At 58.0% G+C, this 24,141-nt stretch carries 17 protein-coding genes and 3 pseudogenes; 8 read left to right on the top strand and 12 right to left on the bottom strand.

Annotation, left to right across the window (positions count from 1 at the left end):
* Window positions 1–318: 318 nt before the first annotated feature.
* The 4 genes from ABIA90_RS41965 to ABIA90_RS41950 all read right to left on the bottom strand — a co-directional run bounded on the left by ABIA90_RS41965 (window position 319) and on the right by ABIA90_RS41950 (window position 5,541).
* A complete protein-coding gene (locus ABIA90_RS41965; protein ID WP_354121710.1) occupies window positions 319–741 on the bottom strand; it encodes a hypothetical protein in 423 nt (140 codons plus the stop codon).
* A gap of 983 nt (window positions 742–1,724) precedes the next feature.
* A complete protein-coding gene (locus tag ABIA90_RS41960) occupies window positions 1,725–2,903 on the bottom strand; it encodes a cation:proton antiporter (RefSeq protein WP_354116811.1) in 1,179 nt (392 codons plus the stop codon).
* Window positions 2,904–3,487: 584 nt separating this feature from the next.
* A complete protein-coding gene (locus ABIA90_RS41955) occupies window positions 3,488–3,958 on the bottom strand; it encodes a hypothetical protein (protein WP_354116810.1) in 471 nt (156 codons plus the stop codon).
* Window positions 3,959–4,542: 584 nt separating this feature from the next.
* Window positions 4,543–5,541 carry an AraC family transcriptional regulator gene (locus tag ABIA90_RS41950; protein ID WP_354116809.1) on the bottom strand — a complete coding sequence of 333 codons (999 nt, stop codon included), beginning with the start codon at window positions 5,539–5,541 and terminating at the stop codon, window positions 4,543–4,545.
* A gap of 57 nt (window positions 5,542–5,598) precedes the next feature.
* Between ABIA90_RS41950 and ABIA90_RS41945 the strand changes: the two genes are divergently transcribed.
* A complete protein-coding gene (locus ABIA90_RS41945) occupies window positions 5,599–6,684 on the top strand; it encodes a Bug family tripartite tricarboxylate transporter substrate binding protein (RefSeq protein ID WP_354121709.1) in 1,086 nt (361 codons plus the stop codon).
* A 324-nt stretch (window positions 6,685–7,008) separates the two neighbouring features.
* Here ABIA90_RS41945 and ABIA90_RS41940 read toward each other — a convergent pair whose 3' ends face one another.
* Both ABIA90_RS41940 and ABIA90_RS41935 read right to left on the bottom strand, forming a co-directional pair.
* A complete protein-coding gene (locus ABIA90_RS41940; protein ID WP_354116807.1) occupies window positions 7,009–7,770 on the bottom strand; it encodes an outer membrane protein in 762 nt (253 codons plus the stop codon).
* Between the two features lie 341 nt (window positions 7,771–8,111).
* On the bottom strand, window positions 8,112–9,125 hold the full coding sequence (locus ABIA90_RS41935) for an AraC family transcriptional regulator (RefSeq protein ID WP_354121708.1): 1,014 nt from the start codon (window positions 9,123–9,125) through the stop codon (window positions 8,112–8,114).
* Window positions 9,126–9,497: 372 nt separating this feature from the next.
* On the opposite strand from ABIA90_RS41935, the gene ABIA90_RS41930 reads away from it, so the two are divergent.
* Window positions 9,498–9,992 (top strand): site-specific integrase, encoded by a 495-nt coding sequence (locus tag ABIA90_RS41930; protein ID WP_354116780.1) that lies wholly within the window; start codon window positions 9,498–9,500, stop codon window positions 9,990–9,992.
* A gap of 423 nt (window positions 9,993–10,415) precedes the next feature.
* Here the strand turns inward: ABIA90_RS41930 and ABIA90_RS41925 are convergent.
* A pseudogene (locus tag ABIA90_RS41925) lies at window positions 10,416–10,715 on the bottom strand (transposase domain-containing protein); the annotation flags it as partial.
* On the opposite strand from ABIA90_RS41925, the pseudogene ABIA90_RS41920 reads away from it, so the two are divergent.
* Together ABIA90_RS41920 and ABIA90_RS41915 are read left to right on the top strand one after the other, a co-directional pair.
* A pseudogene (locus ABIA90_RS41920) lies at window positions 10,683–11,027 on the top strand (DUF2130 domain-containing protein); the annotation flags it as partial. The pseudogenes ABIA90_RS41925 and ABIA90_RS41920 sit on opposite strands and share 33 nt — an antisense overlap.
* Before the next feature lie 203 nt (window positions 11,028–11,230).
* Window positions 11,231–12,476: pseudogene (locus ABIA90_RS41915) on the top strand (ISNCY family transposase).
* Between the two features lie 636 nt (window positions 12,477–13,112).
* Here ABIA90_RS41915 and ABIA90_RS41910 read toward each other — a convergent pair.
* From ABIA90_RS41910 to ABIA90_RS41900, 3 genes are all read right to left on the bottom strand, one after another.
* On the bottom strand, window positions 13,113–14,846 hold the full coding sequence (locus tag ABIA90_RS41910; protein ID WP_354116383.1) for an FAD-dependent monooxygenase: 1,734 nt from the start codon (window positions 14,844–14,846) through the stop codon (window positions 13,113–13,115).
* Window positions 14,847–14,922: 76 nt separating this feature from the next.
* The gene (locus ABIA90_RS41905; protein WP_354116384.1) at window positions 14,923–16,539 is read right to left on the bottom strand and encodes an FAD-dependent monooxygenase; all 1,617 of its coding nucleotides are present in this window, start codon (window positions 16,537–16,539) and stop codon (window positions 14,923–14,925) included.
* Between the two features lie 207 nt (window positions 16,540–16,746).
* Window positions 16,747–17,340, bottom strand: a complete 594-nt coding sequence (locus ABIA90_RS41900) for a Rossmann-fold NAD(P)-binding domain-containing protein (RefSeq protein ID WP_354116385.1) — start codon at window positions 17,338–17,340, stop codon at window positions 16,747–16,749.
* 18 nt (window positions 17,341–17,358) lie between these two features.
* Here ABIA90_RS41900 and ABIA90_RS41895 point away from each other — a divergent pair, with 18 nt between their 5' ends.
* Together ABIA90_RS41895 and ABIA90_RS41890 are read left to right on the top strand one after the other, a co-directional pair.
* Window positions 17,359–18,057 carry a GntR family transcriptional regulator gene (locus ABIA90_RS41895; protein ID WP_354116386.1) on the top strand — a complete coding sequence of 233 codons (699 nt, stop codon included), beginning with the start codon at window positions 17,359–17,361 and terminating at the stop codon, window positions 18,055–18,057.
* Between the two features lie 191 nt (window positions 18,058–18,248).
* Window positions 18,249–19,646 (top strand): MFS transporter, encoded by a 1,398-nt coding sequence (locus tag ABIA90_RS41890; RefSeq protein ID WP_354116387.1) that lies wholly within the window; start codon window positions 18,249–18,251, stop codon window positions 19,644–19,646.
* A 246-nt stretch (window positions 19,647–19,892) separates the two neighbouring features.
* Here ABIA90_RS41890 and ABIA90_RS41885 read toward each other — a convergent pair whose 3' ends face one another.
* Complete coding sequence (locus tag ABIA90_RS41885; protein WP_354116388.1) at window positions 19,893–21,164, bottom strand: alpha/beta hydrolase fold domain-containing protein; 1,272 nt, start codon at window positions 21,162–21,164, stop codon at window positions 19,893–19,895.
* 316 nt (window positions 21,165–21,480) lie between these two features.
* Window positions 21,481–22,230, bottom strand: coding sequence for a GntR family transcriptional regulator (locus ABIA90_RS41880; RefSeq protein ID WP_354116389.1), 750 nt, complete (start codon window positions 22,228–22,230; stop codon window positions 21,481–21,483).
* A gap of 37 nt (window positions 22,231–22,267) precedes the next feature.
* Here ABIA90_RS41880 and ABIA90_RS41875 point away from each other — a divergent pair, with 37 nt between their 5' ends.
* Together ABIA90_RS41875 and ABIA90_RS41870 are read left to right on the top strand one after the other, a co-directional pair.
* Window positions 22,268–23,047, top strand: a complete 780-nt coding sequence (locus ABIA90_RS41875; protein WP_354116390.1) for an SDR family oxidoreductase — start codon at window positions 22,268–22,270, stop codon at window positions 23,045–23,047.
* Window positions 23,048–23,086: 39 nt separating this feature from the next.
* On the top strand, window positions 23,087–24,031 hold the full coding sequence (locus ABIA90_RS41870; protein WP_354116391.1) for a VOC family protein: 945 nt from the start codon (window positions 23,087–23,089) through the stop codon (window positions 24,029–24,031).
* The last annotated feature ends 110 nt before the right edge of the window (window positions 24,032–24,141 follow it).

Genomic DNA, 24,141 nt, shown 5'->3' with positions numbered 1-24,141 from the left:
ACTGAACTTTCCGTTTCTGAAAATTAATCACTGGTACTGCGATCCATGATCGTCAGAATTTGTAGCCTGCTCTCGTGATAACCTGGTTCGGGCTCAGTTCATGTTTGAAGCCGATGCGGCGAGACCGGGATTCTTGGACTCGCGGTATTCGATCCCTGTGATCCAGTTGTTCAGAACGATTGTGACCAGGCGGTCCATGGATATCTCACGTGATGCGATACATTTTGTACGCGCTATTCGAAAGCGCATATCTGCTTGCAGTTTTTCTCCATGTCGATCCGAATCGGCTTCTCCGGATGGCTGCCTGAAGTGCCACGACTACGGCGTCGGTACGCAGCGGTTGTAGGGTGGATAATAATAGTAGCCGTATCCACAAGCGATCGGGGCGGCAGCGCCATAGTAGCCGGGGTAACCTGAGCCGTAGTAAGCACCCGCGGCGGCGGCGCCGACCGCAGCAGCACCGACCGCAGCAGCACCGACGCCCACCGCCACACCCGGGCGGTAGAAGCCACCGCGGTAGACACCACCGTGGTAGACACCACCACGTACGCCAACTGCCCGAACGCCGCCTGCCCGAAAGCCACCAGCGTGAACTCCACCTGCGCGGAAGCCACCGGCGCGGAAGCCACCGGCGCGAAAACCACCAGCACCGCGTGCGGACGCCTCGTCTGAAACAGTCAACATGAATCCCATGCCGAAAATGGCGGAGGCAGCGAGTGCCAGAACGGTTCGATGTGACATTCTCTTCCCTTCCTCACGGCTGGTGTGATCCAATCGCGATTAATCAGACCTGCGCCTCCGCCACGCACCTTTACGCGGAGTTTCGACGGAGGACTATGCAAAAACGGCGCGCTAGCAGGCATCAATGAGGGCTCTTCCTTGACTTGTTGAAATGTGCCCGCGTACGCTGCGGGTCAATCGCGTCGTTTTGACAGGTGCAGCTCACGTCTGGTCTAACCCCACAACCAGACATAATGGGGCCCGTCGGCATCCCTCAAAAGGGCCAGCAGGGGAATTGCTGGCGCCACGCCGGAAGGTGACGCTATGCCTCGAATTCAAGCAGTTTGAATAAGACTATTTGCAATGTTGTAGGCCAGTGCATTCCTCGGCTTTGGTGGTGCACAGTTGGCGCTTTGATTGAAGGTTTGATGGGGTGTTCGAAAGCACTTGGGCAATCCGACGCGATTGACCCAGAGCTGAGTTCGGGACCTTCCGGTGTATTCCTAAGACATGCCACTGCATCGGGCGCACTGGTGGGGCAAGTCAAACTCAGACGAAAGGCCGCGACCGCGCCGCAGGCGTTTTTCAGAACTGGCCCGGTTGAGCAGATGGGCTGGGCCAATCCGACCGCAGGTTGTTCGGGTTGCTTCGATCGAATAAGTCCTGCCTAATAAGGCCGCTCGGGCGAGTATCGATTGAGGGTGGGATTTTGCGAGGCTCATGGCTTGGTGCCACTACGATCGCTGGTCGTACGACGCAATAGGCAGGATAACCGGCGTGTTGGCAATAAACCACGGCACTGCCCGTTCTAGTGCTTCCAGCCAAGAACACAATTATTAGCGACGCCGACAACGCGATTGACAGTTTCATTTTTGCCTCCGTCGCCAAACCACGAACAGCATGATGGCAAGTGAAGTATGGCGCTATGCAAAAATGGCAAGATTATTGAGCGACGGATTTTCCCTTCGGGTCATTCGCATCTGATCTAGATTTCCGGGCCCTGTTCACCCAGACCGGCTCTGGTGTTGACGAAGAAGGTACCCCGCAATCGTTGGAAACAGCAGTAAGGACAGAACGGCGGCGCCCACGAGCACTGAAGCCATCAGAGGGCTCATGGTCTTCGCTCGGACGCCAATCTCTGTGATGACCACCACCAACGAAAGCGAGGCGACTGAACTGTAGAGCGCAAAGGAAGTGCGCTCTGCGGTCGTTAGATCGCTGCGATACAGAAACACGGGGGCGCCGCGCACGAGCAAAAAGAGCGCAAGGCAAATCGGGACCAACAACATCGTGAAGGTGCCGCCTGTTATCGATGCGAGATCGAATTTAATGCCGGTACCGACAAAAAAGAACGGAATGAACCATCCAAAGAAGATGGCATCAATCTTCATCCGCGGCGCTTTGCCTTCCGCTCCTTGGGTCGCCAATCCTACCACCATTCCCGCGGCAAACGTGCCCAGAATGCTTTCGAACCCAAATCTCTCCGAAAGTACGAAAAAAGCGGCGAACAAGAGCAAGGTCACACGTACCGGGAGCTGCGAACTCGCATGCATCGAGCGGCCCAGAAGCGCCAATACGCGCGGTGGCCGTAGTCCGAAGCTGACTGCGGCCGTTAGAACCACGACCGCGAGGAAAACCATCAGGAAGCCAAACTCCTGCAAGGTGGTGTACTGCTGGCTAAGGAGCAACGACATCGCCACAATCGGCCCCAGCTCGCCCATCGTACCTGCAGCGATAAAAAGTCGTCCGAAGCGCGTGTCGAGTTGATCGGCGTCGCGCAAGATCGGCAGCAACGTGCCCAAGGCGGTTGTCGCCAGCGCTAACGCCACAATCATCGGGTCATGGAGCGAACTTGCATGAAGCCCGGCTGCGGCAGAAAGCCCAAGCGCGACCGACATTCCCCACCCGACAACCGCCAGCCACAAGGGTCGACCACGAATTCTTTCGAACTCGAGTTCCATGCCTGCCATGAACAGGGTTCCGGCCATTCCGAACGCGAACATCGAAGCCACGATGCCGTCGAAGTGCACCAGCCCCAGCATCTGAGGACCAATGATGATGCCCAACACGACTTCGAGGACCACCGCAGGAATGCGAAATCCCACCGGAAGTTCGGCAAGCAATGGTCCGGCAACGGCCACCGACAAGACCAGCAGAACGGGAAAGTGACTTTCGGCAAACATCTTCAAAAACCATCATTCCGTCAGATCGTCGACGCGGTCAGCGGTCTTGGAGGAATGAAAACGTCGGGCTCGCGTTGCCGCTTGAACTTGAAAAAGACACGTCGGTCATCCTGGTCCTAAACCAGTACAGGCGTATCGGGTGCAGTCCCGGTAAACACCCCGGCATTCGAACGATGGCAACTGATTCAGGCGACGACAGTCGCGATAACGTGCACGACAGGTGTTTATGCATTGCTGCTTGCCGATCTGAGCCCCCGCGATAGTGGCGGGGGCGTCGCGCGCATCGAGTGTTCCTGAACCCAATGGGAAGAACGCTGCGGCGAGTACACAGACGGTGAGGAATGATGGCTTGCTACATTGCATGTTTTAGCCCTTTGAGATGAATATCACGATGAACCTTGGAGTGCTAGTGCCAGGCACTAAGCATGGCATTCGCAATTCCGCCGTCCGCAGTGACTTATGTTTCAAACATTGCCTTCAGGCTAACCAGTACAAACTGTATCCCCATTGATGCTACGATGAGACCCATTTGTAAGCGGATGTCGCGCTGATTTATCGAATTTGGTTCGCTCAAGATCCCAAGTTCAATAACGGGGAGCGAATACGTCGGCTCCCGCCTCATCCTCTTCCATGCTGTTGATCATGTTCTGCTCGGGGTTCGTAAAACCGCCGGACGAGCCGGGTAATAGCGTGTCTGCCGGCAAAGCCGCAAAACTGGTGCGATATTTATCCATCGCTGCCCTTTCTCCGACATAAGCGCAGGTACATCCCGAAAGGTCCGCATAGACGTAGTACGTGCGACCTTGCTTATTCCGCGAAACGAATTGGTGTGCAGGAAACGTCGTCAATCGTGACACCATATCGGGTGTCGTGGCGGCAACGGGACTGAATCCCGACAATATCAATAGCTGCCCTGTCGTTTGTTGAGCGTAAGCCGAAGCAACGGATACAAGCAGCGCGACGAGAGCGACATAGACAAGTCTCGAGACGGGCCGTGCCGAAATAAGCATTCTTGTTTCCTCCAGTTCAAGTTTCGCTCCCCAGATATTCGTCATGTCCGGTCTACTCTTTAGTGTCGGAAAGGAGGGGTAGCCTGTCGCTGTTGCAATAGACTTCGCCTCTCCGACACATGCGGTAAGCAAGCAGCCTGTTCAAGCAGTGCTTTCGCGAGTTCGTGGCACCGCACCGCGGTCAGGCTTGCCTCTCGCATTTAGGGCCCTTCTGCAATTGATTTGATAGATCTAACCAAATGCTGACTCGATGCGTTCTCGATGACGTGTTGTTCCGCTGACCTTGCCACGATGATGTCGCCTCGACTATGCAATTGCGGTGGCTGCCTGCAATTCTCATACACTGCCGATTTTGCATACTGGTCCTGAGGACGGGCGACAGTCGCGGCGTACGAGCCGCTGTTTACCGGCACCGGTGGTTAGGGCGGCTTTGCGCGATCCAAAAACCATCGGTCGACTGACGGCCGTATCAATGTCGCCAAAGGCGCTTCCTCAAACATTGAGCGCGATTTGACCGAGAAGGGTCCTTCGAGGGTGCCTATCCAGGAGGCTCGAGGCGAGTCTCGGAAGGATGCTCCGATCAAAGCTGCCGAGACCGCACAAACCATTGGTATGAGCAACTTTGCGGATCAATGCCGGTCAACGAAATCGGCCAGAGATGACGGGCGGTCCACAAGCCTGGACCGCTCAACCGCGGGCATTCGCAACGATTCCGACGGCAATTCTCCGAACAAGACACGGTATGCTACCGAAAAGCGACCCAGTTCCCAGAAGCCGTAATCCGTTGCAATCTGGGTAACGGTGGCCTTCAACGGATCAGCCCGCAAGAGTGCGCGACGTACAAGGTGCATTCTGCGAAGGGTCAGGTAGCGGATCGGACCCATTCCCAGGTGCTCCTCGCAGGCAGCCCGAAGAGTGCGCTCCGCAACTCCCAGTGCTGCGCAAATTTCTGCCAGATAGACCGGTTGATCTGAGTTGGCTTCGAGGAATTCCTCAAATCGCGCTATGATACGGTCGTGACGCCAACTACCGGCGCTCATCGAAAGAGAGACGCTGTCGGCCAGGCATCGGATCATAAGATGAATCAATTGTTGTTCCAGAGACCGAACTACCTCTGGCATAACAAAAATGCCGGGAGACGTTTTCGCTATCATCTCGACGGTCGCATGCACATGTAATAAGCGCGAGGTGAGGTCGGGATCAGGTCTCACAACCAATGCCAATGACTCATCCTGAATGTCGCAACCTGTGATGACCTTGCAGGCGGCGTGGAAGTCGTCGTGCGCCAGGGACATCGACCCCCAATTTCGGTTTGCGGCATTACGTCGGTGCTGCGAGTCGGTCCTGTGAACGATAATGCTTCCAGGCAGGACAGACTGGCCGCAGTATATCATATCCTGCTCCTTGGTCAGAAACGTGATAGCTTTGCGGATGGGCGTGACCTTTCCAGCCACCACCTGCGGCAGGTTTTCATGGCCGCGTTGCATCCAAATTTTATCCAAGTTGATTTGCGTCAACTCGGCGTGGAATTTACCTTTGTCCGTCGGGACGATTTCAATATCTGAAATCCAAAGAGCGGCCTGATAAGGCAGCGGATCGGAAAAGGTCAGGAAATTGCTCGAAGGCATTTTTATCCTCCATGAGCCGAGGGAATGGCCGGGTTTCCACTCTGCAATTGATCAATTATGCTGAAGGTGTCTTGGCACCACAATGCCCATTTTCGGAAAGCGCAAGCGGCCGCCTTGGTGATCTGCGTAATTTTCGAATGCTTTGTCAGGCAGTTAGGTGGAGGTAAGTCGTTGAATTCGCGCCGCCAATTCTTGTGTGCCGCGTCGGGAGCTGCACTAGTTGCGATATCGGACCGATCAGGGGCAGCACAGGTCTTCCCGACGCGCCCGGTAACATTGATCGTCCCGTTCTCGGCCGGCGGCACGACTGATGTCGTGCTCCGCGCCCTTGCTTCCGCGAGCGAAAAGCATCTGGGACAGCCGATCGTGATCGAGAACCGCGTCGGCGCAGGCGGCACATTGGGGCCGGCGATGATGGCTGCGACTGCCAAGCCGGACGGCTACACCGTTTCGCAAATTCCGTTCGTCATGTTCCGCGATTCCGCAATTCGTCGGACAAGCTACGATCCGGCTACCGACTTCAGCTATATCATCGGCGTAAGTGCTTACACCTTTGGCGTCGCGGTGAGGAGCGATGCGCCCTGGCGAACATTTCTAGAATTCCTAGCAGACGCAAAAGCAAAATCGGGCCAGATCAATTATGGGATAACCTCTCCTAACAGCCTGCCCAACACGGTTATGCGTCAAATCGCGAAACAGCAAAATATTGAATGGATCAGCGTGCCTTTCAAGGGCATAGCCGACGCGATCAATGCACTGCTCGGCGGGCATATCCACGCGATAGCGGACTCGACCGGATGGGCCCCGCAAGTGAATGCCGGCCAATTCAAACAACTGGTATTCTTCGGCGAGGCTCGCACGAAGAATTGGCCCGAAGTGCCGATATTGAAGGACTTAGGAATCAATCTGGTCGCGAGCGGGCCGTTTGGAATAGCGGGCCCCAAGGGAATGGATGAAAGTATCGTCAGCAACCTGCACGATGCATTTCGCGCAGGAATGTCAGAGCCATCGTTTCTGGACGTCCTTGCCCGCCTCGATCAGAACCTTTGGTACTTGAGCAGCGAAGCCTATCGAAACTACGCCTTGAAGACGGTAGAAAGCGAGAAGCGTGTGGTCCGCGAACTTGGACTAGATGTGGAATAGCGTCGGGTGGAGGCAATTATCGTTGTGGGTCAGAAGCCCCCATCAGGGGGCTGGGCTTCATGTCCCCTTGTGCGGCGGATTGAACCGATTGACGCGACGCTCTGATCTTTTAGCAAAGATAGAGTGTGGATATGAAACGACGGCGTCGCATTTGTTATTCGGCAACTCAAGAGTCTAATGAAGCACTCTCCGGAAATCTTATGTTGCAGCCGACAGCATGTTCTGTGGCTCCTCGACGAGGGCGCGGGCGCAGCGTGCCGACGCGGGCATACTTCTAGAAGGCCGGCGGTCGCGCCGGCGTTCTAGAAGTCTCTAGGGACGAGATCAGTATCTCGAGGCCGACGGACCTCCGAAGCGGTAGTTGATGCGAGCTGTGATCAGATTGACATCCGATCTCGTATTAGCGGTGATCGAGGTCACGGCAGGTGCCAGCGCGGGCGTCAGGAACGTGGTGCTATTGCTGACCCTGAAGAGATAGTCGTATTCAAGGGCGACCGACCAATTCGGTGTGAAGCCGTACTCAATGCCGGTTCCGACCGTGCCGCCCCAACGTGTCCGCTCTGCCTGATTGATGCCAACGCCAGTCGCCGTATTGAAGAGATCCCACCGTTGGTTAGCGACTGCAGCGCCACCCTTCACGTACCAAAGAACGTTGTTCCAGGCATAACCGACCTGACCTGTGAAAAGACCCAAAGCATTGGTCTTCGAGGTCCAGGTATTTCCTGGAAAGAACAGGCTGTCATTCGAGTTTCGGAGATTGGCCCAGTCGCCCTGTGCTTCCAGCCCGAACACAAAGTTGGCGGACTGCCATCGATAACCGATCTGGCCACCGACAACGCCACCGCCCGCATTGCGGCAACCTTCGGCGTCAAGGACGCCAACGCCATTGATCGCGGTAACGTCGTTGCACCGATTGCTCCATCCATACCCGGCATTCGCGCCGATGTAGAAGCCGGTCCAGTCGTAGACGGGAGCCACCATGGGTGGCGCCTTGGTGTAAGGACGAGCAGCCAGATCAGCGGCCGACGCGGGAGCTGCCATCATCAATGCTCCTAGCCCGACCGCAGCCAATAAAGTCTTCTTCATTGCATTTCTCCATCCCCGTCGCTCTGATCTTCCAGAACAGAAGAGCTTCTCGCGATCGCGCTACGATGTTGCCTGCGAATGACTTCCAACTTGCAACCCAAGCCTACACCTCGACGCCCACAGCTTGTGTATCTCGCAAACAACAATCGGCTTTTCAAATGCGGCTTGAATTGGGCGCGTCGTAGCGAACGTTAAAGTCTGCCGGATGAAGACGATCTTGGTCTGACCAGAATGTCGCGGGTGAAACGGGAGCCGCTTCGGTCAGTACTACCGACATGCGCGCGGCCGGCAAACGTCCACTTCGCGCCGCCGCCATTCGGATTGATGCAGTGCACCGTCAGTCAGGCAGATCGTCCAACGTTCAGCGGAGATGGAAGCGGCTGCGAGGGACAAGAGACCATGGCGGCGTTGTACTTTGGCTGCCGCAATGTCGCGGACGGCAGCTCTCCAAACAGCGTGCGATACGCAACCGAGAAACGCCCAAGTTCCCAAAAGCCATGGTCGGTCACGATCTTCGTGACGGTAGCCTTGGACGGGTCCGAATGCCGAAGCGCCCGCCGCACCATGTGCATTCGACGCAAATTCAGATAGTGGATGGGTCCCATGCCGAGATGCTTTTCGCAGGAGGCGCGAAGTGTTCGCTCCGCGACGCCGAGGGCGGCGCAAATATCGGTTATATAGAGCGGCTGGTCGGGATTTGCCTTTAGGAATTCCACGAAACGGCTGAGCATACTCTCCTGACGGCAATGAGTTGTGGTCAACTCCAGGCCATGGCCTTCGGCGAGGCAGCTCACCAGGAGACGAGTTAACTCAGTCTCCAGCGCCCGCGTCACCTCCGGGAGCTCCAGAATGTCCGGGGTATGGCGAGCGAGCTGCCCGATGATCTTGTGCAGGTCTAACAGTCGAGACATCAACGCAGAAGGCGGGCGGACAATGGACTTGTGAGATGTCTCCGGCAGGCAACGACCGAGCATTGAGTCCGCAGCAGCGGCGAGATCGTCTGTCGGAAGGGACACCGTGCCATAATGAAAGTTCGCGTCCGATCGTTGGTGTACGACATCGGACCTGTTGATGACGATGTCGCCGTGCCGAACTTCCAGGCCACAGTCCAGCAAAGATGATGAATTACATTCGGTAAGAAAGCCAACCGATTTGCGGCCGGGCTTAGCTGCGACAGTATTAATCTGGGGCAGCGATATGTGAATTCGATGCGTCCAAATGCGGGTCATGCCGACTTGCGTGATCCCGGCATGGAAATTCCCCTTTCCTGTCGGAAATAGCTGGACATCGGCAGAAGGGAAAACCGCCTGACAGGCCGCCGGATCGTCGAGACTGAAAACTTTACTCAAGGCCACTTTTTTCTCTCCGAAACAGGAGTGCCAGTCGGACAGCTGCTTTCAAAACTACGAGCGTGAGGAAAGCTTTAGCAAAAATGGACGGTGATCAGGGCATCGGAGTTTGGCACCGGTACAACCTATAATCAACATGATATATTCATTTCAATCATGCGCGGATTGAGATAAGGCGTCATGGCGCTTCGGATTAAACGACTGGCTTCAGCTTGGAATGTCGGGAGCGCCACCGCGAGGGCCGCTTTGGGTCATTGGACTAAACCGCTCGCGCGGTAGGGCACGACGGCCGGCAGCACGGCTGAGAGGATAGCGCAACGAGGCGTCCTGTCTTGAGATGAGGGGTTCGCAACCTTCACCCAAGACAGGAGCATCCCCATGACCGACGAGGCCACGAGCCCGTTGCGGCGGCGCATGATCGAAGACATGACGATCCGCAAGTTCGCGCCGAAGACCCAACATGACTACGTGCAGAGGGTCAAGAACTTCGCGGTGTTCCTCGGGCGATCGCCGGATACGGCGAGCTTCGAGGATGTACGGCGCTACCAACTCCATTTGGCATCGAGCGGTGTCGGCGTGCCGACCATCAACCAGACCGTCTCGACGCTGCGGTTCTTCTTCAAGGTCACGCTCAAGCGCCACGAGATCGTCGAGCACACCCATGTCGTTCAAGAGCCGCGCAAGCTGCCGGTGGTGCTGAGCCCAGAGGAAGTGGCGCGCCTGCGTTCAACGAGCCGACGCCCCCACATTCGGGTCCGCGTCGTGATCCAGGCAACCGCCAGTCCCAGCACCGTCGCCGCCGTTGCAGCGATGACCGTGATCAACAGGCTGTTGACGACTGTCGCCCGCACATCTTCTGACTGCCACAAATAGGAAACGTTGGCCGATGTGAACCGGCCTGACCACGTAAACGTCGAAAAAGCTGCCGCGGTGATGATGACGATTGGTCCAACGACGGTGAGCGTGAGATAGAACCAAATGATCGTAGCGACGACATAGCGACCGCCAGTGAGCTCAATGATTCTGGCCGGAACCCCTTGCCAGTTACCGTGACGAAAGAACGTCCACGCAGTGCAATGCTTTGCAATATGTTTGCGAGCGTCGACATGAACATCAGGTAGATTGCGAGCGCTGCAACTATCCCAAAGCTCGGTGGAAAATGCTGTAATTCTAGGTAGATCCGCGACGTGATCAGGTAGATTTCTTTGGTCATGCCGAGGAGCACTGGCGTGCCAAACAACCCAATGCTGATTACAAAGGCGAGGACGGCTCCAGAAAGAATCGTAAGCGTCGTTCTCAGGCCACGACCCTAAGCGCCGGGGCAATGGGATAGGCCCATGGCAGCAGATCGTCGACTTGGCTGTTCGGGTGAGCGTTGACGATCTTTGTGATGACGTCGGCAAGGTACGCGTGAGGTTCGATACCCGTGAGTTTGCAGGTTTCGATCAGCGAGGCGATGACGGCCCAATGCTCGCCGCCGCCGTCGGAGCCCGCGAAGAGTGCGTTTTTGCGATTTAGGGCGATCGGCCGGATCGCGCGTTCGACGACGTTGGAGTCGATCTCGATGCGGCCGTCAACTCGCTCAAGTACAAGACCGAGCTCGCGCTCGTGAAGGCACAGAATATCGACATCACTCAGTTTGAGAGCCAGCTCGAGACGTTCAAGACTGCATTCTCGAAGAACTACGATCTTGCTTCCAGGCACTTCCAGACGGCGATCGCTGAGATCGATAAGTCCATCGATCATCTGCAGAAGACGAAGGATGCGTTGATCGGCGCGGACCGCAACCTGCGCCTCGCGAACGACAAGGCCCAGGATGTGACGATCAAGAAGCTGACCCGGGGCAATCCGACCATGGCCGCGAAGTTTGCGGAGCTGAAAAGCTCACCTGCTGAAGCCGCGGAGTGAGGCAACCAGGGCCAGGCAGATTCGATTGTTTACGGGGCTAAAGAGAAGCATAGTACTTTCGGGAAGTAGGAATATATTCCATAATCTTCATTATGCGAATAAGAAGTGTAGCCGCAATATAGAGATGACACCCCTCCGCAAAGTTGAGATGGCACTCCTCAGTTGGAATGCAGTTGCGGAGAACGGCAATCGTGGTGGTGTCGATGAGCGAAGCCGAGTTTTCGCGGCTCAATGTGCTTCTGGACGTGCAAGCCAAACGACTGACTGTGGCCGAGGCGGCCAGCGTGCTTCAGTTGCATCGCCGACAGGTGTTTCGGCTGTTGCGAGGGCTGCGGCAATACGGTGCCGCCAGCTTGGCGTCGAAGCGCCGGGGCAAGCCCAGCAACAGCCGGGTGCCAGCCGTATGCGGACTTTGGGCCGACGCTGGCGGCCGAGAAGTTGCACGAGCACCACAACTGCCTGGTGTCGCGCGAGACACTGCGCAAGTGGATGATTGAGGATGGGCTGTGGATCGATCACAGACGCCGCCTGCCCTCGATGCATCAGCCACGCAACCGCCGGGAGCGGATCGGCGAACTGATTCAGATCGATGGCTCCAAGCACCACTGGTTCGAGAACCGCCGGCCGGCCTGCTCGCTGATTGCCTATCTTGACGACGCCACCAGCCGGATTCTGCACGCCGCGTTTGTGCCATCGGAATCGACACTCGACTATCTGCGCGAGACCCGGACATATGTGGAGCGCCATGGTCGCCCGATCGCGTTCTATTCGGACAAGCACGCGATTTTCCGCGTAAACAACCGCGAGGCCAAGGGCGGCGACGGTATGACACAATTTGGGCGGGCCCTGCACGAGCTCAACATCGACATCATCTGCGCCAACACCCCACAAGCCAAGGGTCGCGTTGAGCGTTCATTTGGCACGCTGCAAGACCGTCTGGTCAAGGAGCTGCGGCTCGCTGGGATCTCGACCCTCGAGGCTGCCAACGCGTTCCTGCCGGGGCTTCTGGCGAACTACAACACACGGTTCGGCAAGCTTCCTCAGTCCAATCAGGATGGGCATCGGCCGGCCGAGGATCTCCCGCCCTTGACCGATGTGTTTGCGTGGAAGGAAGAGCGTACGCTAAGCAACAATCTGACGGTGCAGTACGACAAGGTCCTGTTCATGCTGGAACCGAACGAGATCACTCGACCCCTCGCCCGCCAGCGCGTTACCGTCGTCGACTATCCCGATGGCCGGGTCGCAATCAGGCACCAGGGCCGCGACCTGCCCTACCGCACCTTTGACAAGCTGCAGAAGGTTAACCAGGCGGCCATCGTCGAGAACAAGCGGCTGGGCGAGGTACTAGCCTACATCGCCGAACAGCAGCAGCTGCGCGATGAAGGCCGTTCGCAGAAGACGCCGCGTCGGCGTGGCCAGGCCGACCGACACATATTCAAGGCCACATAATCGCGCCTCATCCGGGCGGTCGTCGCTGCGCTATCCCGCCCAGCTCCGCGCCGCCCGCCCTCCTCGCCGGCCATCCTGGGTGACATTTCTACTTTGCACCCGCGGTGCCATCTCTACCTTGCGCCGACAAGAAGTGTAGACCACCGTTAGAAAGGTCACACCTATCCTCATCAGAGATGTCACTTTCCCGGCCATGTCCTCAGTTCCCAGCATCCGCGTCACGCAAAGCCTCTCGCAATCGATCAGGAAATGTACAAATGGCGGCACCTCATCGGGGACTTCTTCGGCAGGCTCAAGGAGTTCAAGCGCATCGCAATGCGTCGACACAACCGATCAGAGCTTCGCCTCCGTGATCCAATCTCGCCGCAGGCGTGATAATCTCCCGATGAATCCAAACAGACCCAAGATCTTATGATCTGGTTGAGGGCGTGAATGCTTGGCAAGCGTCTAGTTGTTTGAAGCGTCCCTAGTCGCAGCACATTGCGACGTTACGCCCCGAACGCACTGAGCGGCGCCGAGAACGCTGAGGCGACGGGGTTCTGCGCTATAGCATGCATAAACGACGATTTACTGTTCTTGCCGCCGACGCCTTTTTAAGGGCGTCGACCGCTCGTTCAAGGCGACTACCGAGAAACCTCATCGATCAAGTATTGCCTTGAGAGCCTTACGCAATTCGGAGGTAGGGGCGGCTCCCTCCTTCATAGACCGCCAGCCGACATAACCGTCGGGCCGCACGAGAATGCAGCCGGTGTCTTCGATTTCGCGCCGTCTCGTCCATTCCCCCAAAGGGTCATTGTACGTTTGACGCGGACCGATCTTATAGCTTGCGATCTCGACGCCCAGTTCACCACTGGCCTCCTGTGATGCCTTGATCCAAGCGTCACCGCCGATACCGGTAATTAGGGCAAAACGACCAGACCGCGTGAGATCTAGTGTCGACAATTTCCGCCCCTCATGCTCAAGCCACACGTGTGGTAGATAAGCGCCGGGGTGCGTCGTCGGATGATAGTGCAGTTCGGGATCACGATCGTACGCAGGGAATGGCGTTCCGTCACTAACGACCGCCTTTGATTGATACCGCTGCCCCAGTTCGACTCCGATCGCATTAAATTGCCAATCCATCAGCTTAAGGCCTGCGATAAGTTCATGCCGACGCCGGGCCCCGGTCTCGGTTGGACCATAAAGCTCATCCAAGTTGGCCCAGGCCTCTTCCTTGGTCTGACCTGCCTTGAGTCCAAGCGCGGTGGCCCACGGTCCGAGCTCGGCGACGCTCTTGTTTGCACGATCGACCACTTGACGTCCGACGGGCTGACGCTCTGCATTGTATGTCTCCAGCAATCCTTCTCCGGCTCGGCCCGATAAGACGAACGCAAGCTTCCAAGCCAAATCGTACGAGTCCTGAATGCACGTGTTGCTGCCCAGACCGTTGGCCGGTGGATGACGATGGGCCGCATCTCCAGCCAAGAACACTCTCCCGATCCGATACCCAGCCGCGACGGCATGATTGATCTTCCAGGTACTGATCTTCTTGATCTTCACCGCAACCGACGGATCGCCGATAGCGGACCGGACCCTTTTTAGGACCTCATCTTCAGAAATGTCCGATGAGTCGAGTGAAAATCGGAGAAACAAGGGATTCCATTCCGTCCAAGGCTTCACGCAGGTCCATGCGCTTAACCACACATCGCTTCCCGGCTCACATACGAAAAAGAGCGCACCGGACCGATGTTTCGTATAGCGGGACAAATCAGCATCGAGCCACACGGTGAAAGCCTCACCGAGCCCCATCGCACCTTCGATTTCAAAGCCAATCTGCTCGGCCACAATGCTGCGCGCGCCGTCGCATCCGATGGCATACTTGGCGTGGATCTCGTATTCGCGACCCGTCGCCCGCTCCAGGATACGCGCGATAACGATGTTTGCGTCTTGTCGAATTTCAGTCAGTTCCGCACCGAACCGCATGTCCGCGCCATGTCGTTCCGCCGCCTGTCGGATCATCGGCTCCAACAGATGCTGTGGCATGTTGCACATGCTGCTCGGACTGGCCGCTACGTACTCAGCCTTTCGGTCGATTCCTGCGCCCCACGTCATCATCCTGCAGAGTTCTTCCCCAGCGAACGCGGTTGCAAAAACCTGCGTCCCCATCAAATCCTGCGGCATAGCCTCGGCCATCATCTCGTCTTCGATGCCGAGATCACGAAGCACCTCGACCGTACGTTGGTTCGTGATGTGAGCGCGCGGAGAATTGGCGGTGCCATTATATCTCGTGACCGTAATTGCGGCGATATTGTAGCGCGCGAGAAAAGCCGCCGCGGTCAAGCCGGCGGGCCCAGCTCCAACGACTAGCACGTCAGTTTGAAATACCTGCATCGATCGTCTTCTCCCATCATTCTATTGGTGCAAGGCCAATGGCTTTGCTCGCCGCTCGCATGCCGCGTGCTGCCGCTCAAGAAATGGCGCCGCGGATACGGTCGATTAGTGCGCGAGCATCGGCCGGGGCCCGGTCGCCTGACCAAGCGACGTGCCCATCGGGCCGAACAAGGACGAGTAGGTGTTTGTACTGCGGATCCAGCTTCGCCGACCGCACAGTGCGGATTGGCAGCTTACAAGACGCAGCTTCTCTTTCGATTGGCTCACTGTCCGCCCCTGCAAACGCAATCAGCGCAAAATCGAACCCAAACGCGTCATAAACCGATGTTTGTTCATCGAGCAAGAAATGAGGTGCCCGTGCGCCAGCCGCGTCGCTTGGCGTATATCGATCCCAAGAATCGACCGCCGGTGACTCAGTTGGCGGAACGACCACTGGCGAGAAATAGCGCTCGCCTAGTTGTATTCCCAGCGTCGCGTATTCGTCCCTGTCGTCCTCCGCAATGAAGGCGCCAAAGGACGCGCGCGACTTTTCGGCCGTCGGGGAGTCTTCATTGATGTCGGCAGGGATGTGCCACTTGTCCTTACGCGCAGCGCAGTGGATTCCAATCTGAGAATTACGCGTGCCGATCGGCCGACGTTCGGGATCATACGACTCGGTGAGGTGGCGCCCGCCCCAGCCCTGATGCATCGCGGCAAGTTTCCAGCCGAGATTAATAGCATCGCCGATTCCGGTGTTCATGCCGAAGCCACCGAGAGGGGTATATAGGTGGGCGGCGTCGCCGGCGATAAAGGCGCGTCCGTCAGAGTACTTGTCAGCGACGAGTGCTAGTCCTCCCCGCCACGGACCCGAGGAGAGGACTTCGTAATCTGCGGTTGGGCCCAACATCCGTGCCATCACATCTTCGGTCTTTAGGTTCTGCCAATCAACACCTGGCGGAACCTGATAATGAACGATGAATTTCTCACGGCCATCCTGCGACATGATGAAGCCGCGTGCGTCATGATTGACGATCCATGTCAAGACGGCCGGCGTGGCGCGGGATTTTCCGTAAAGCGTGGGGGATCGTATGAAATAAGCCATCATCGTGCCGGAAACAAAATTGCGGACGATCGAACCATTTTCGCCGACGAGCTTCGAACCGATGGTCTGACGGACCAGACTACTTGCGCCGTCGCATCCAATGACGTAGGCGGCGCGGACAACGTATCTTGCGCCACTCTTCAATTCTTCGACCAAGACGGTCGCGCCGTCTTCGTCCATCGTGATTTCCAATGCCTTGTGGCCGAACCGTATATCGATGCCGTCCTGTGTCTCAGCATGGGCTTTTAGTATTGGCTCCAAGAACAGCTGCGAAATGTTGTGCGGATATTCGGGGCCCGGCCAAACGCTCTCTTTTAGGAACGTCAGCTCGATGCGGCCGAGTTCATATTCCGTAAAGCGATTGCGAAACGATACGGCACGCGGAAAGTCGGCACCCAGTCCGGATCGTCGAACCTCTGAAGCAATGCCCAACCGACGAAAGTGCTCCATGGTGCGCGTATTGGAGTAATTGCATTTGGGATGCTGCGCCGTCACCGTCCCCTGGTTGACCAGAATCGTGGGGACATTCCGCCGGCCGAGATCGAGAGCGAGTGACAGACCGACCGGTCCGCCACCGATGATCAAAGCGAACGTTTCTTCCCGACTTATCAATATTGCCTCCGCTATCTTGCTCTCTGTACATCCGTGAAATTCTGAATCATGAGCATCAAACCAGCCGACACTCGGATTAGGTCATGCCTTGCCTGCACGCTGCACGGGGACGCGAAGGTGTCGTCGAATTCCTCGGCACAAACTCTTGACCGGCAGCGAACTGGCAATGCGGGCGCGGTTCAACCATGGTGATACCGTGCTGGGCCATTACGCTCGGCCAGATTTCTGGCGATCGGTGTCGAGCACCAGATTGTTGATCGACACATTGTTCGCGGCCAACGCTCGCGAGAGAGTCTTCGCAGCAGCTATCAGTCCCGCTCGCGCGCCGGAGAAAGCTCTAGGATCGAATACGTCGCTTTCACAATCGCCGAGGTTATATCGAGGGTCCACCCGAATTGTCGCGAGCGCATACCAACCGGCAACGTGGAAAGGCGCGAGTATCTTCAGCTCGATCGTCGCGCTCCATGCGGCGTGGTTGGGGCGGACAAAACTGCCGGGCGCCGGCCGCGATCGTTGTCGATGTCCGGTTCGGGGCACGCCTCCACCAGATTCGACCGAGCCGCTTTCCATGGTGATATGCGCCTCGGATAGCCCGTCAGCGCGCTGGATTGCCGCTCGCTCGCTGGTGAGAACGCGGCACCACGCGGGCGCCAGCGGCGGCGCACAGGCAAGTACCAAATCCTTGGAAGACGCGCAGACGATAACCGTCCTTCCACCCAGTCCCGGATCCATTGTTCCACCGGAATATATTATTGACTTTTCATGGCAGTAATATCTATATTTTTTGGTGATGACAAACATTTTCTTTTTTATGACCCCATGAAAACTGCCCTCTCTACCGAGACGTTGGCTACGGCCACGTATTTGAAACTGCGCACTGACGTGATCGCGGGGACGTTTCCGTTCGGCGCGAAGCTCAAGATTCTCGAGCTCTGTGAACGTTATGAGGTCAGTACTGCGCCTATGCGCGAGGCGCTGAATCGGGCTGCAAAGGACGGCATCGTCAGCCAATCGGAACAGCGCGGATTCTCCGTCGCCCCCTTGAGTGTGGAGGATCTTGACGACCTGCTTCAGACGCGCCTGCTCCTGAATGAAATCGGCCTCCGGCGCTCCTTCGAGTTCGGTGGAGCTGCATGGGAAGAGCAGGTTCTGGTTTCGTGGCATCGCCTTTCTCGTATTTCCTACACACCGGGGGCGATCGATCCTGCTTGGGAAAGCGCGCATCGTGTCTTTCACCGATCACTCATCTCGGCATGCAAAGCGCCACGGATCATCACCTATTGTGACCAGCTGTTCGACAGCGCGGATCGCTACCGGTTCATGGCGAGGACCGCTCCAGCCAAGGAGCCTCGCTTTGATGATCACAAATCGATCACGGACGCCGTTATTGCGCGGCAGCCGGACGAAGCTGTCGCGCATTTGAAGCGGCATTTCCAGGAAACGGCCGATCGCTGCAGGGCGCGGCTCCTGCCCCAGGATGAGACGCAATCCGCCGCGAGCGAGCGCCCGGACTGCTGACAACTTAACGCAAGCGAGCAAGAACGACGATTGGGAAGAAACGATTGGCCGACGACTTGAGGAAATGCAGACTCTGACTCTCGTTGTTCCGCGACGAGAGATTGCGTTCGGCGCAGAGGCTCATAAGAAAGCCCGCGCCCCTGTCGGCCAGCAACAAGACGAAACGCAAGAGAAGTCCTGGGAGGGACCTCATGAAACTGACAGGCGGCGTCGCCAGCATCCGCAGCGCGAAAGTTAAACTGAACGATCCGAATTCTGTCGATCTCGACCAATTTGTCGACGATCGCCCCATAAGCGCATTTCATATCAACCTGGTGATTTGGCCGCTGATCACGATGATTGCCGACGGGTTCGATCTCGTCGTCATGGGATTTTCAGCGCCGGAGATCATCAACGCATTCCATATCGATCGCGGCTCTATGGGTTGGATTCTGAGCGCGAGCCTGATCGGCATGCTGATCGGAACACCGATCGCCGGATATCTGGGGGATCGATTTGGCAGGAAGCCGCTGGTCGTGGCTGCAACGTTGCTGTTCGGCGCGGCTACTTGGGTGACCGTATTTGCTGATACCGCAACTCACTTTTTCGTTTTGAGATTTGTTGCAGGATTGGGTTTGGCGGGCATCATCCCAAATGTCACGGCTCTCGTGTCCGAATCGATTCCGCGCGCATCGCGCGGGTCATTGCTCGTTATCGTCCAACTTGGCGTTCAAGTCGGAGCCTTGGTCCCCGGCCTCGTCGCCGCCTATCTTGTTTCGAAATTGGGATGGCCAATCCTCTTTCATGTCGGAGGTGCCTGCCCGATCCTGCTGGCACTCGCGCTAGTCTTCCTGTTGCCGGAATCGATCAAGTTCCTTGCGCTCGACCCCAAACGCCGCTCCAAGGTATTAAAGATGGCTCGTGCGATCGATCGAAACGTCGCATGGGATGATGCGACCCGCATCGTTCAGCATGTTCCGGACGCAAAAGCCTCTCTGTCTCCCATCGTGCCGTATCGGAATGGGATGCATGCAATAACGCCCCTTCTTTGGGCGCTCGCGGCCATCGGCCTGTTCACAAATTTGCTGATCGCGAGTTGGGCACCGACCGTGTTGCGAGATCTGGGTCTCGTGCCAGCGAGCGCCGCGTTGACTGTCACTTTCTTTGCCCTGGGAGGCTTGGTCGGTAGCTTGGTTATGACGCTGGTATTTAGCCGCTACGGATTCCTGGCAGTCGCCATTTTCTACCTGATAGCGGTGCCGGTCATTGCCGCAATTGGATATGTCGATCGCGGCCGGCTTCCCTGGCTGATCTTTGTTGCCGGTATCTGTGTGTCGGGAACACAGTCCGCGATCAACTCCGCATTCGGCATGCTGTACCCAACGCCGATACGTGGCAACAGTATAGGATGGGGGATGGCGATCGGCCGGTTGGGCTCAATATTCGGTCCACTCTTTGGCGGCTTCTTGATGGGACGGCATGTCACCGGAGACCAATTTTTTGCCATCGCCTCTGTACCGATCGCCATCGGAATCTGCGTTGCCGTCGTGCTTACCTATCTATGCCGGCAGCGATTCCATTCCTGGTCACTGAACGACATGCCCCTCTAATTCTAAAACTGGCCGGCGACAAACTCGGAAGTGGAATCCTGCGGATTCCCGAGTTTCGAACGGGCAGCACTGATTTGGTCGGACGGGCTGCGTCTGACCAGCGGGCTTACGCGCGCCGAAGCAGCAACAGCGCGCGCCCCTTCGCCGACTGCACGATGCTTTTTTGGACGCAGTCTGCCAGCCCAATAAGATTTCTCCGACCGTCGGTCGCAGCCGTATCGCAAGTTCGTCCGATGCCGCTATGCGTCAATATTGAGTGAGCTGCCCGGAAACGTACAGCCACTTGCCGTTCCTTCGGATGGCGACCTGCTGGCAGCAGCCATTCATGATTTTCCCGCTCGCGAATTCGTTAAGCTGGTTCCCGGTCATGATCGCGGTATCATCGTAAATCCGGATGTCAAGATTTGAACGCGTGACTCTGCGCGGGTTCTTGGCGATTCCTGACAGATAGTCGTGCCGGTCATCGATCCGACCGGATGCATGGATATGCCGATAACCGCCGGTCAGCAGTTCGCCGAGCGCCGCGATGTCGCCATTGGACAGGGCTGCGCATCGCCGCTGTTCGAGTTCGAAAAGCTGTTCCATCGATCTGTCAGTCGTTGATGGCGTGTTGCCAAGTTCTGGAATGTTGCCGGCGGACAGCACGAAACGGAGCACCGGTTCACTGACACTGGTGTCGTCGGTATTGAACGAGCAGATTTGCGATATGTGCCCGTGCCCGATCGCCCTAAGTAATTGCGGGCAGATCGCGGCCCTGCCGGCCAGGGCGGCGAAAAGTTCGCCTGCCTGAACCTGCATTTGGGCTGGATCATGTTCGGCGTAAACGATCAGCGCTGCCACGTCAGTAGCATCGATCAGGCGGACCGTCGCCATGTCAGGATACTTCGAAAAATCCGCGCCGAAATACCCCTCGTTTCGCAGATCGGGCGCCGGGATGCCGAATGCGCTGGCCGCCCGCTTTTCCAGCGCAACGTCATAGGAACCCGAGACCAGGACGATACCCGCCGCGCCGAGCGGCTTGCCGTCGTGAAAGCGGGAGACCAGTGCGGCCAGAGCGACATGGGCCGCCCCGGCTGACTCTCCCATCAGCACGATGCGCCCGGAGTCGGCTCCGAGGCTGTCCGCGTTTTGTTGCGCCCAGCGCAGGGCGGCCACGACATCCTCCGCGCCTGATGGCCATCGATCCCGCGGAGCCAGCCGGTAGTTTGCGATCAGCGTGACTACGCCGTGACGCGCGAAGAAATAGCCGATGTTGCTGCGGTCCGCTTTGTCGCCGCGGCTGTAACCGCCGCCGTGAAAGAAGATGACGACGGGACTTGTCCGCCGCGCCGCCGCCGGCCGATAGATATCTAGAGCAAGCCGCTCCGCATCGCCGTATCGAACATCGCGAGCGAGGTCGACGCCCTCCGTCGGCTGGCTCGCCAGCGCTTCCGCGTAGATCATTGCCGTGCCGACCGGGTCGATCACCGAGCCGATGGCGCGTATCTTCGCCGCCACGTCAGGCGGTGGCGAAGCCATTGGCGGACCAGGCTGGCTTGCTCCCGTCATCGTGCCGCGGCTTTCTCGTCGATGCTCAAAGCGTTGAACCTTTCCCAGCACTGCCGCCAGAGCGCGGCGGCGGCGCTGGAGACGCCCATTCCATCGCGGAGTCTGACGCTGCGAATGTTATCGACGGTGGCGCGCGCGGCGCCGCCGTCTCGATGGTAGTAAGGGGCCAGCCGAACCGCACAGCGATTCATGATCAATTCTCGGGGTGCCGACACAGCGGCGGCTCCAATAAAAGCTGCGACATGGTGATGCCAGCTGCAGTGCTTGTCGCTCGTGGGAGTCGCGCTCACGAGCGCGAGCGTGCGGGTGGCTGGGCGCGCCCTTCAAGCATCAGTTGCTCCCTGCACCGGTTGGCGGTTTCCGTGAAATGTTCGCTCAGCAGCGCTACCGCATCGTCCGGCCGGCGCGCGATCACGGCATCGGTGATCAGCTTGTGGTCATTGCGGCGCGGCGCGCGGGTGCGCGAGGTCCGCGCCATGAAGCGATAACGGTCATTGCTGTCGAACAGCTGGTCGCAATAGGCGATGACGCGCGGCGCGCGGCAGGCAGACAGCAGGCTCGCGTGAAACAACCGGTGTGCGCGCTCCCAGGCCGCCTCGGTCGAGACCGGGTTGTAGGGGATGCGATCCAGCCGCATCCATGCCAGCATGACCTGTTCTTCCCATTCGTGGCCGCCGAATTCGAAGGACTTGCGTAGCGCATACTCATTCAGCACCAGGCGGGTCTGCAACAGGTCGTCGAGGTCCTCCACGCTGAGGGGCGCGACCGAAAAGCCACGCTGGTCCGACTGCTGGACCAGGCCATCCTTGGCCGCCCGGTTGAGCGCCTCCCGCATCGGCGCGGCGCTCACCCCGTAGCGCTCGCACAGCGCGCCGATCTTTAGCTTCCGGCCAAACGGAAATATGCCGCCGATCACTTCGGCACGGAGCTTCTGATATGCCGCCGTGGCCAGCGTTTCTGATGGAACCACAGGTTTCATGGAAATGCCCGTCGCGAAAAAAGCCAGTTGATCGTTATCAATAATATCTATATTCATGGTTATTTAGGCTAGCAATATATATTTGGAGGCAGTCTTGGACCTGGGCATCAAAGGGCGGACGGCGCTGATTTGTGCGTCCTCCAAGGGGTTGGGGCTTGCCTGCGCAATCGCGCTGGCTCGCGAAGGCTGCCGGGTCTTCATCAATGGCCGCGACGAGGCCCGACTGGTCGATGCGGTTGCGGAAATCGAACGCGCGGTCGGAAAGAAGGTCACGGCGCTGCAGGCCGACATCGCCGAGGAGAGCGGGCGTGAGGTTCTGATCGCGGCCTGCCCGGACCCGGACATCCTGATCAACAACAATCACGGTCCCTCGCCCGGCAACTTCGTCGAGTTGGGCCACGACGACTGGATCGAGGCGGTCGATCAGAACATGCTGGCGCCGCTGCTTCTGATCCGGGCCGTGCTGCCCGGCATGCGGCAGCGCAAGTTTGGACGCATCGTCAACATCACCTCCGCGATGGTGAAGTCGCCTCACCCGTCAATGGAGCTTTCCTGCGGTGCCCGCGCCGGGCTTACCGCCGCCTGCAAGGCGCTGTCGGTGAGCGTTGCTGCCGACAACGTGACCATCAACAACCTACTGCCCGAGCGCATCGATACCGACCGCCAGCGTTTCATGGCCGAGCGGATGGTGAAACAGCACGGCATCACCTTTGAGGAGGCGCGCACGCGGATCGCCGAATCGCTGCCGGCGAAGCGGTTCGGGCGACCGGAGGAGTTCGGCGATGCTTGCGCGTATCTGTGCAGCGCTCAGGCCGGTTTCATCACCGGGCAGAACCTGCAACTGGACGGCGGCTCATACCGCGGGCTCGTCTGAATTTCAGAACTACGAAAACATCAGCGGAGGCCCCATCTAATGCCGATCCCGAAGCCAGTCTACCGGCCACCTTTCAATATTACCCGTGCCAGCCACGTCGTGCTGCGGGTCAAGGATCTTGCAAGCAGCAAGGCCTTCTATGTGGACACGCTGGGCTTCGTGGTCAGCGGCGAGGACGACGGCCGGCTCTATCTCCGCGGACTCGAAGAGGCCTGCCATCACAGCCTAGTACTGGAACAGGGCGAGGCGCCGTGCGCGCTACGCGTCGCGTTCCGCGTGCTGACCGAGGAGGACCTTGAGATCGCCGCGCAGCACTTCACCAAAGCGGGCCTGGTGCCATCGTGGGTGGCGGTGCCGCATCAGGGCCGTACGCTGCATGTCAACGACGCCGTCGGCTCGCCGCTCGAAATCTGCGCCACCATGGAAACGCGGCAACGGCTGATTTTGCAAGCCAGCCAATTCCACGGTGCCTGTCCGCAGCGCCTCGATCATTTCCAGATCGTCACGCCGCACGTGGCTCGGGCGCTCGATTTTTACTATAGCATGGGTTTCCGGCTGTCCGAATACGTCTCGCTGGAAGGGTCGAACGAACCCGACTTCGTTTTCCTGCAGCGCAAGGGCAATCCGCACGACATCGTCTTTGTGCCGGGACAGGGGCCGCGGCTGCACCACGCGGCATTCATGGTGCCGGAAGCGCACCACCTGATGTTCATCTGCGATCTGCTGGCGGAAAAGGGCTACGGCCGCAACATTGAGTTCGGCCCGTGCCGGCATTTCGCCCCGGGCTACGCGCGTTTCGTCTACCTGCGCGATCCCGACGGCCATCGCATCGAGTTGTTCAACACCCACTACCAAACCATGGACATCGAGGACGAGCCGATCCGCTGGGAAATGACCAAGCTCCTCGCAGGCGGCTGGGGCCCTGCGCCGCCCGAATCCTGGCAGACCCAGGCGATGCCATTTGAGGATGCTTCGGTGGAGTAGGTCGTGTGCTCGATGAGAGAGACGCGGACTGAATCATTTGATGAACGGCGGCCGGAGCGCGATAGGCCTGGAAGTCGGCCTGCCTAATTGTTCTGTGACATGATCAAACA

The sequence above is a fragment of the Bradyrhizobium sp. LA6.8 genome (assembly GCF_040547935.1).
Lineage (GTDB): Bacteria > Pseudomonadota > Alphaproteobacteria > Rhizobiales > Xanthobacteraceae > Bradyrhizobium > Bradyrhizobium barranii.
The sequence above is the reverse complement of the archived record's forward strand: the minus strand, read 5'-3'. Positions and strand labels throughout refer to the sequence as shown.

Coding starts and splice junctions, on each gene's coding strand:
- ABIA90_RS41965 (WP_354121710.1), bottom strand. CDS start 741: ATGTCACATCGAACCGTTCTGGCACTCGCTGCCTCCGCCATTTTCGGC.
- ABIA90_RS41960 (WP_354116811.1), bottom strand. CDS start 2,903: ATGTTTGCCGAAAGTCACTTTCCCGTTCTGCTGGTCTTGTCGGTGGCC.
- ABIA90_RS41955 (WP_354116810.1), bottom strand. CDS start 3,958: ATGACGAATATCTGGGGAGCGAAACTTGAACTGGAGGAAACAAGAATG.
- ABIA90_RS41950 (WP_354116809.1), bottom strand. CDS start 5,541: ATGCCTTCGAGCAATTTCCTGACCTTTTCCGATCCGCTGCCTTATCAG.
- ABIA90_RS41945 (WP_354121709.1), top strand. CDS start 5,599: ATGCTGAAGGTGTCTTGGCACCACAATGCCCATTTTCGGAAAGCGCAA.
- ABIA90_RS41940 (WP_354116807.1), bottom strand. CDS start 7,770: ATGAAGAAGACTTTATTGGCTGCGGTCGGGCTAGGAGCATTGATGATG.
- ABIA90_RS41930 (WP_354116780.1), top strand. CDS start 9,498: ATGACCGACGAGGCCACGAGCCCGTTGCGGCGGCGCATGATCGAAGAC.
- ABIA90_RS41910 (WP_354116383.1), bottom strand. CDS start 14,846: ATGCAGGTATTTCAAACTGACGTGCTAGTCGTTGGAGCTGGGCCCGCC.
- ABIA90_RS41900 (WP_354116385.1), bottom strand. CDS start 17,340: ATGTTTGTCATCACCAAAAAATATAGATATTACTGCCATGAAAAGTCA.
- ABIA90_RS41895 (WP_354116386.1), top strand. CDS start 17,359: ATGAAAACTGCCCTCTCTACCGAGACGTTGGCTACGGCCACGTATTTG.
- ABIA90_RS41890 (WP_354116387.1), top strand. CDS start 18,249: ATGAAACTGACAGGCGGCGTCGCCAGCATCCGCAGCGCGAAAGTTAAA.
- ABIA90_RS41885 (WP_354116388.1), bottom strand. CDS start 21,164: ATGGCTTCGCCACCGCCTGACGTGGCGGCGAAGATACGCGCCATCGGC.
- ABIA90_RS41880 (WP_354116389.1), bottom strand. CDS start 22,230: ATGAATATAGATATTATTGATAACGATCAACTGGCTTTTTTCGCGACG.
- ABIA90_RS41870 (WP_354116391.1), top strand. CDS start 23,087: ATGCCGATCCCGAAGCCAGTCTACCGGCCACCTTTCAATATTACCCGT.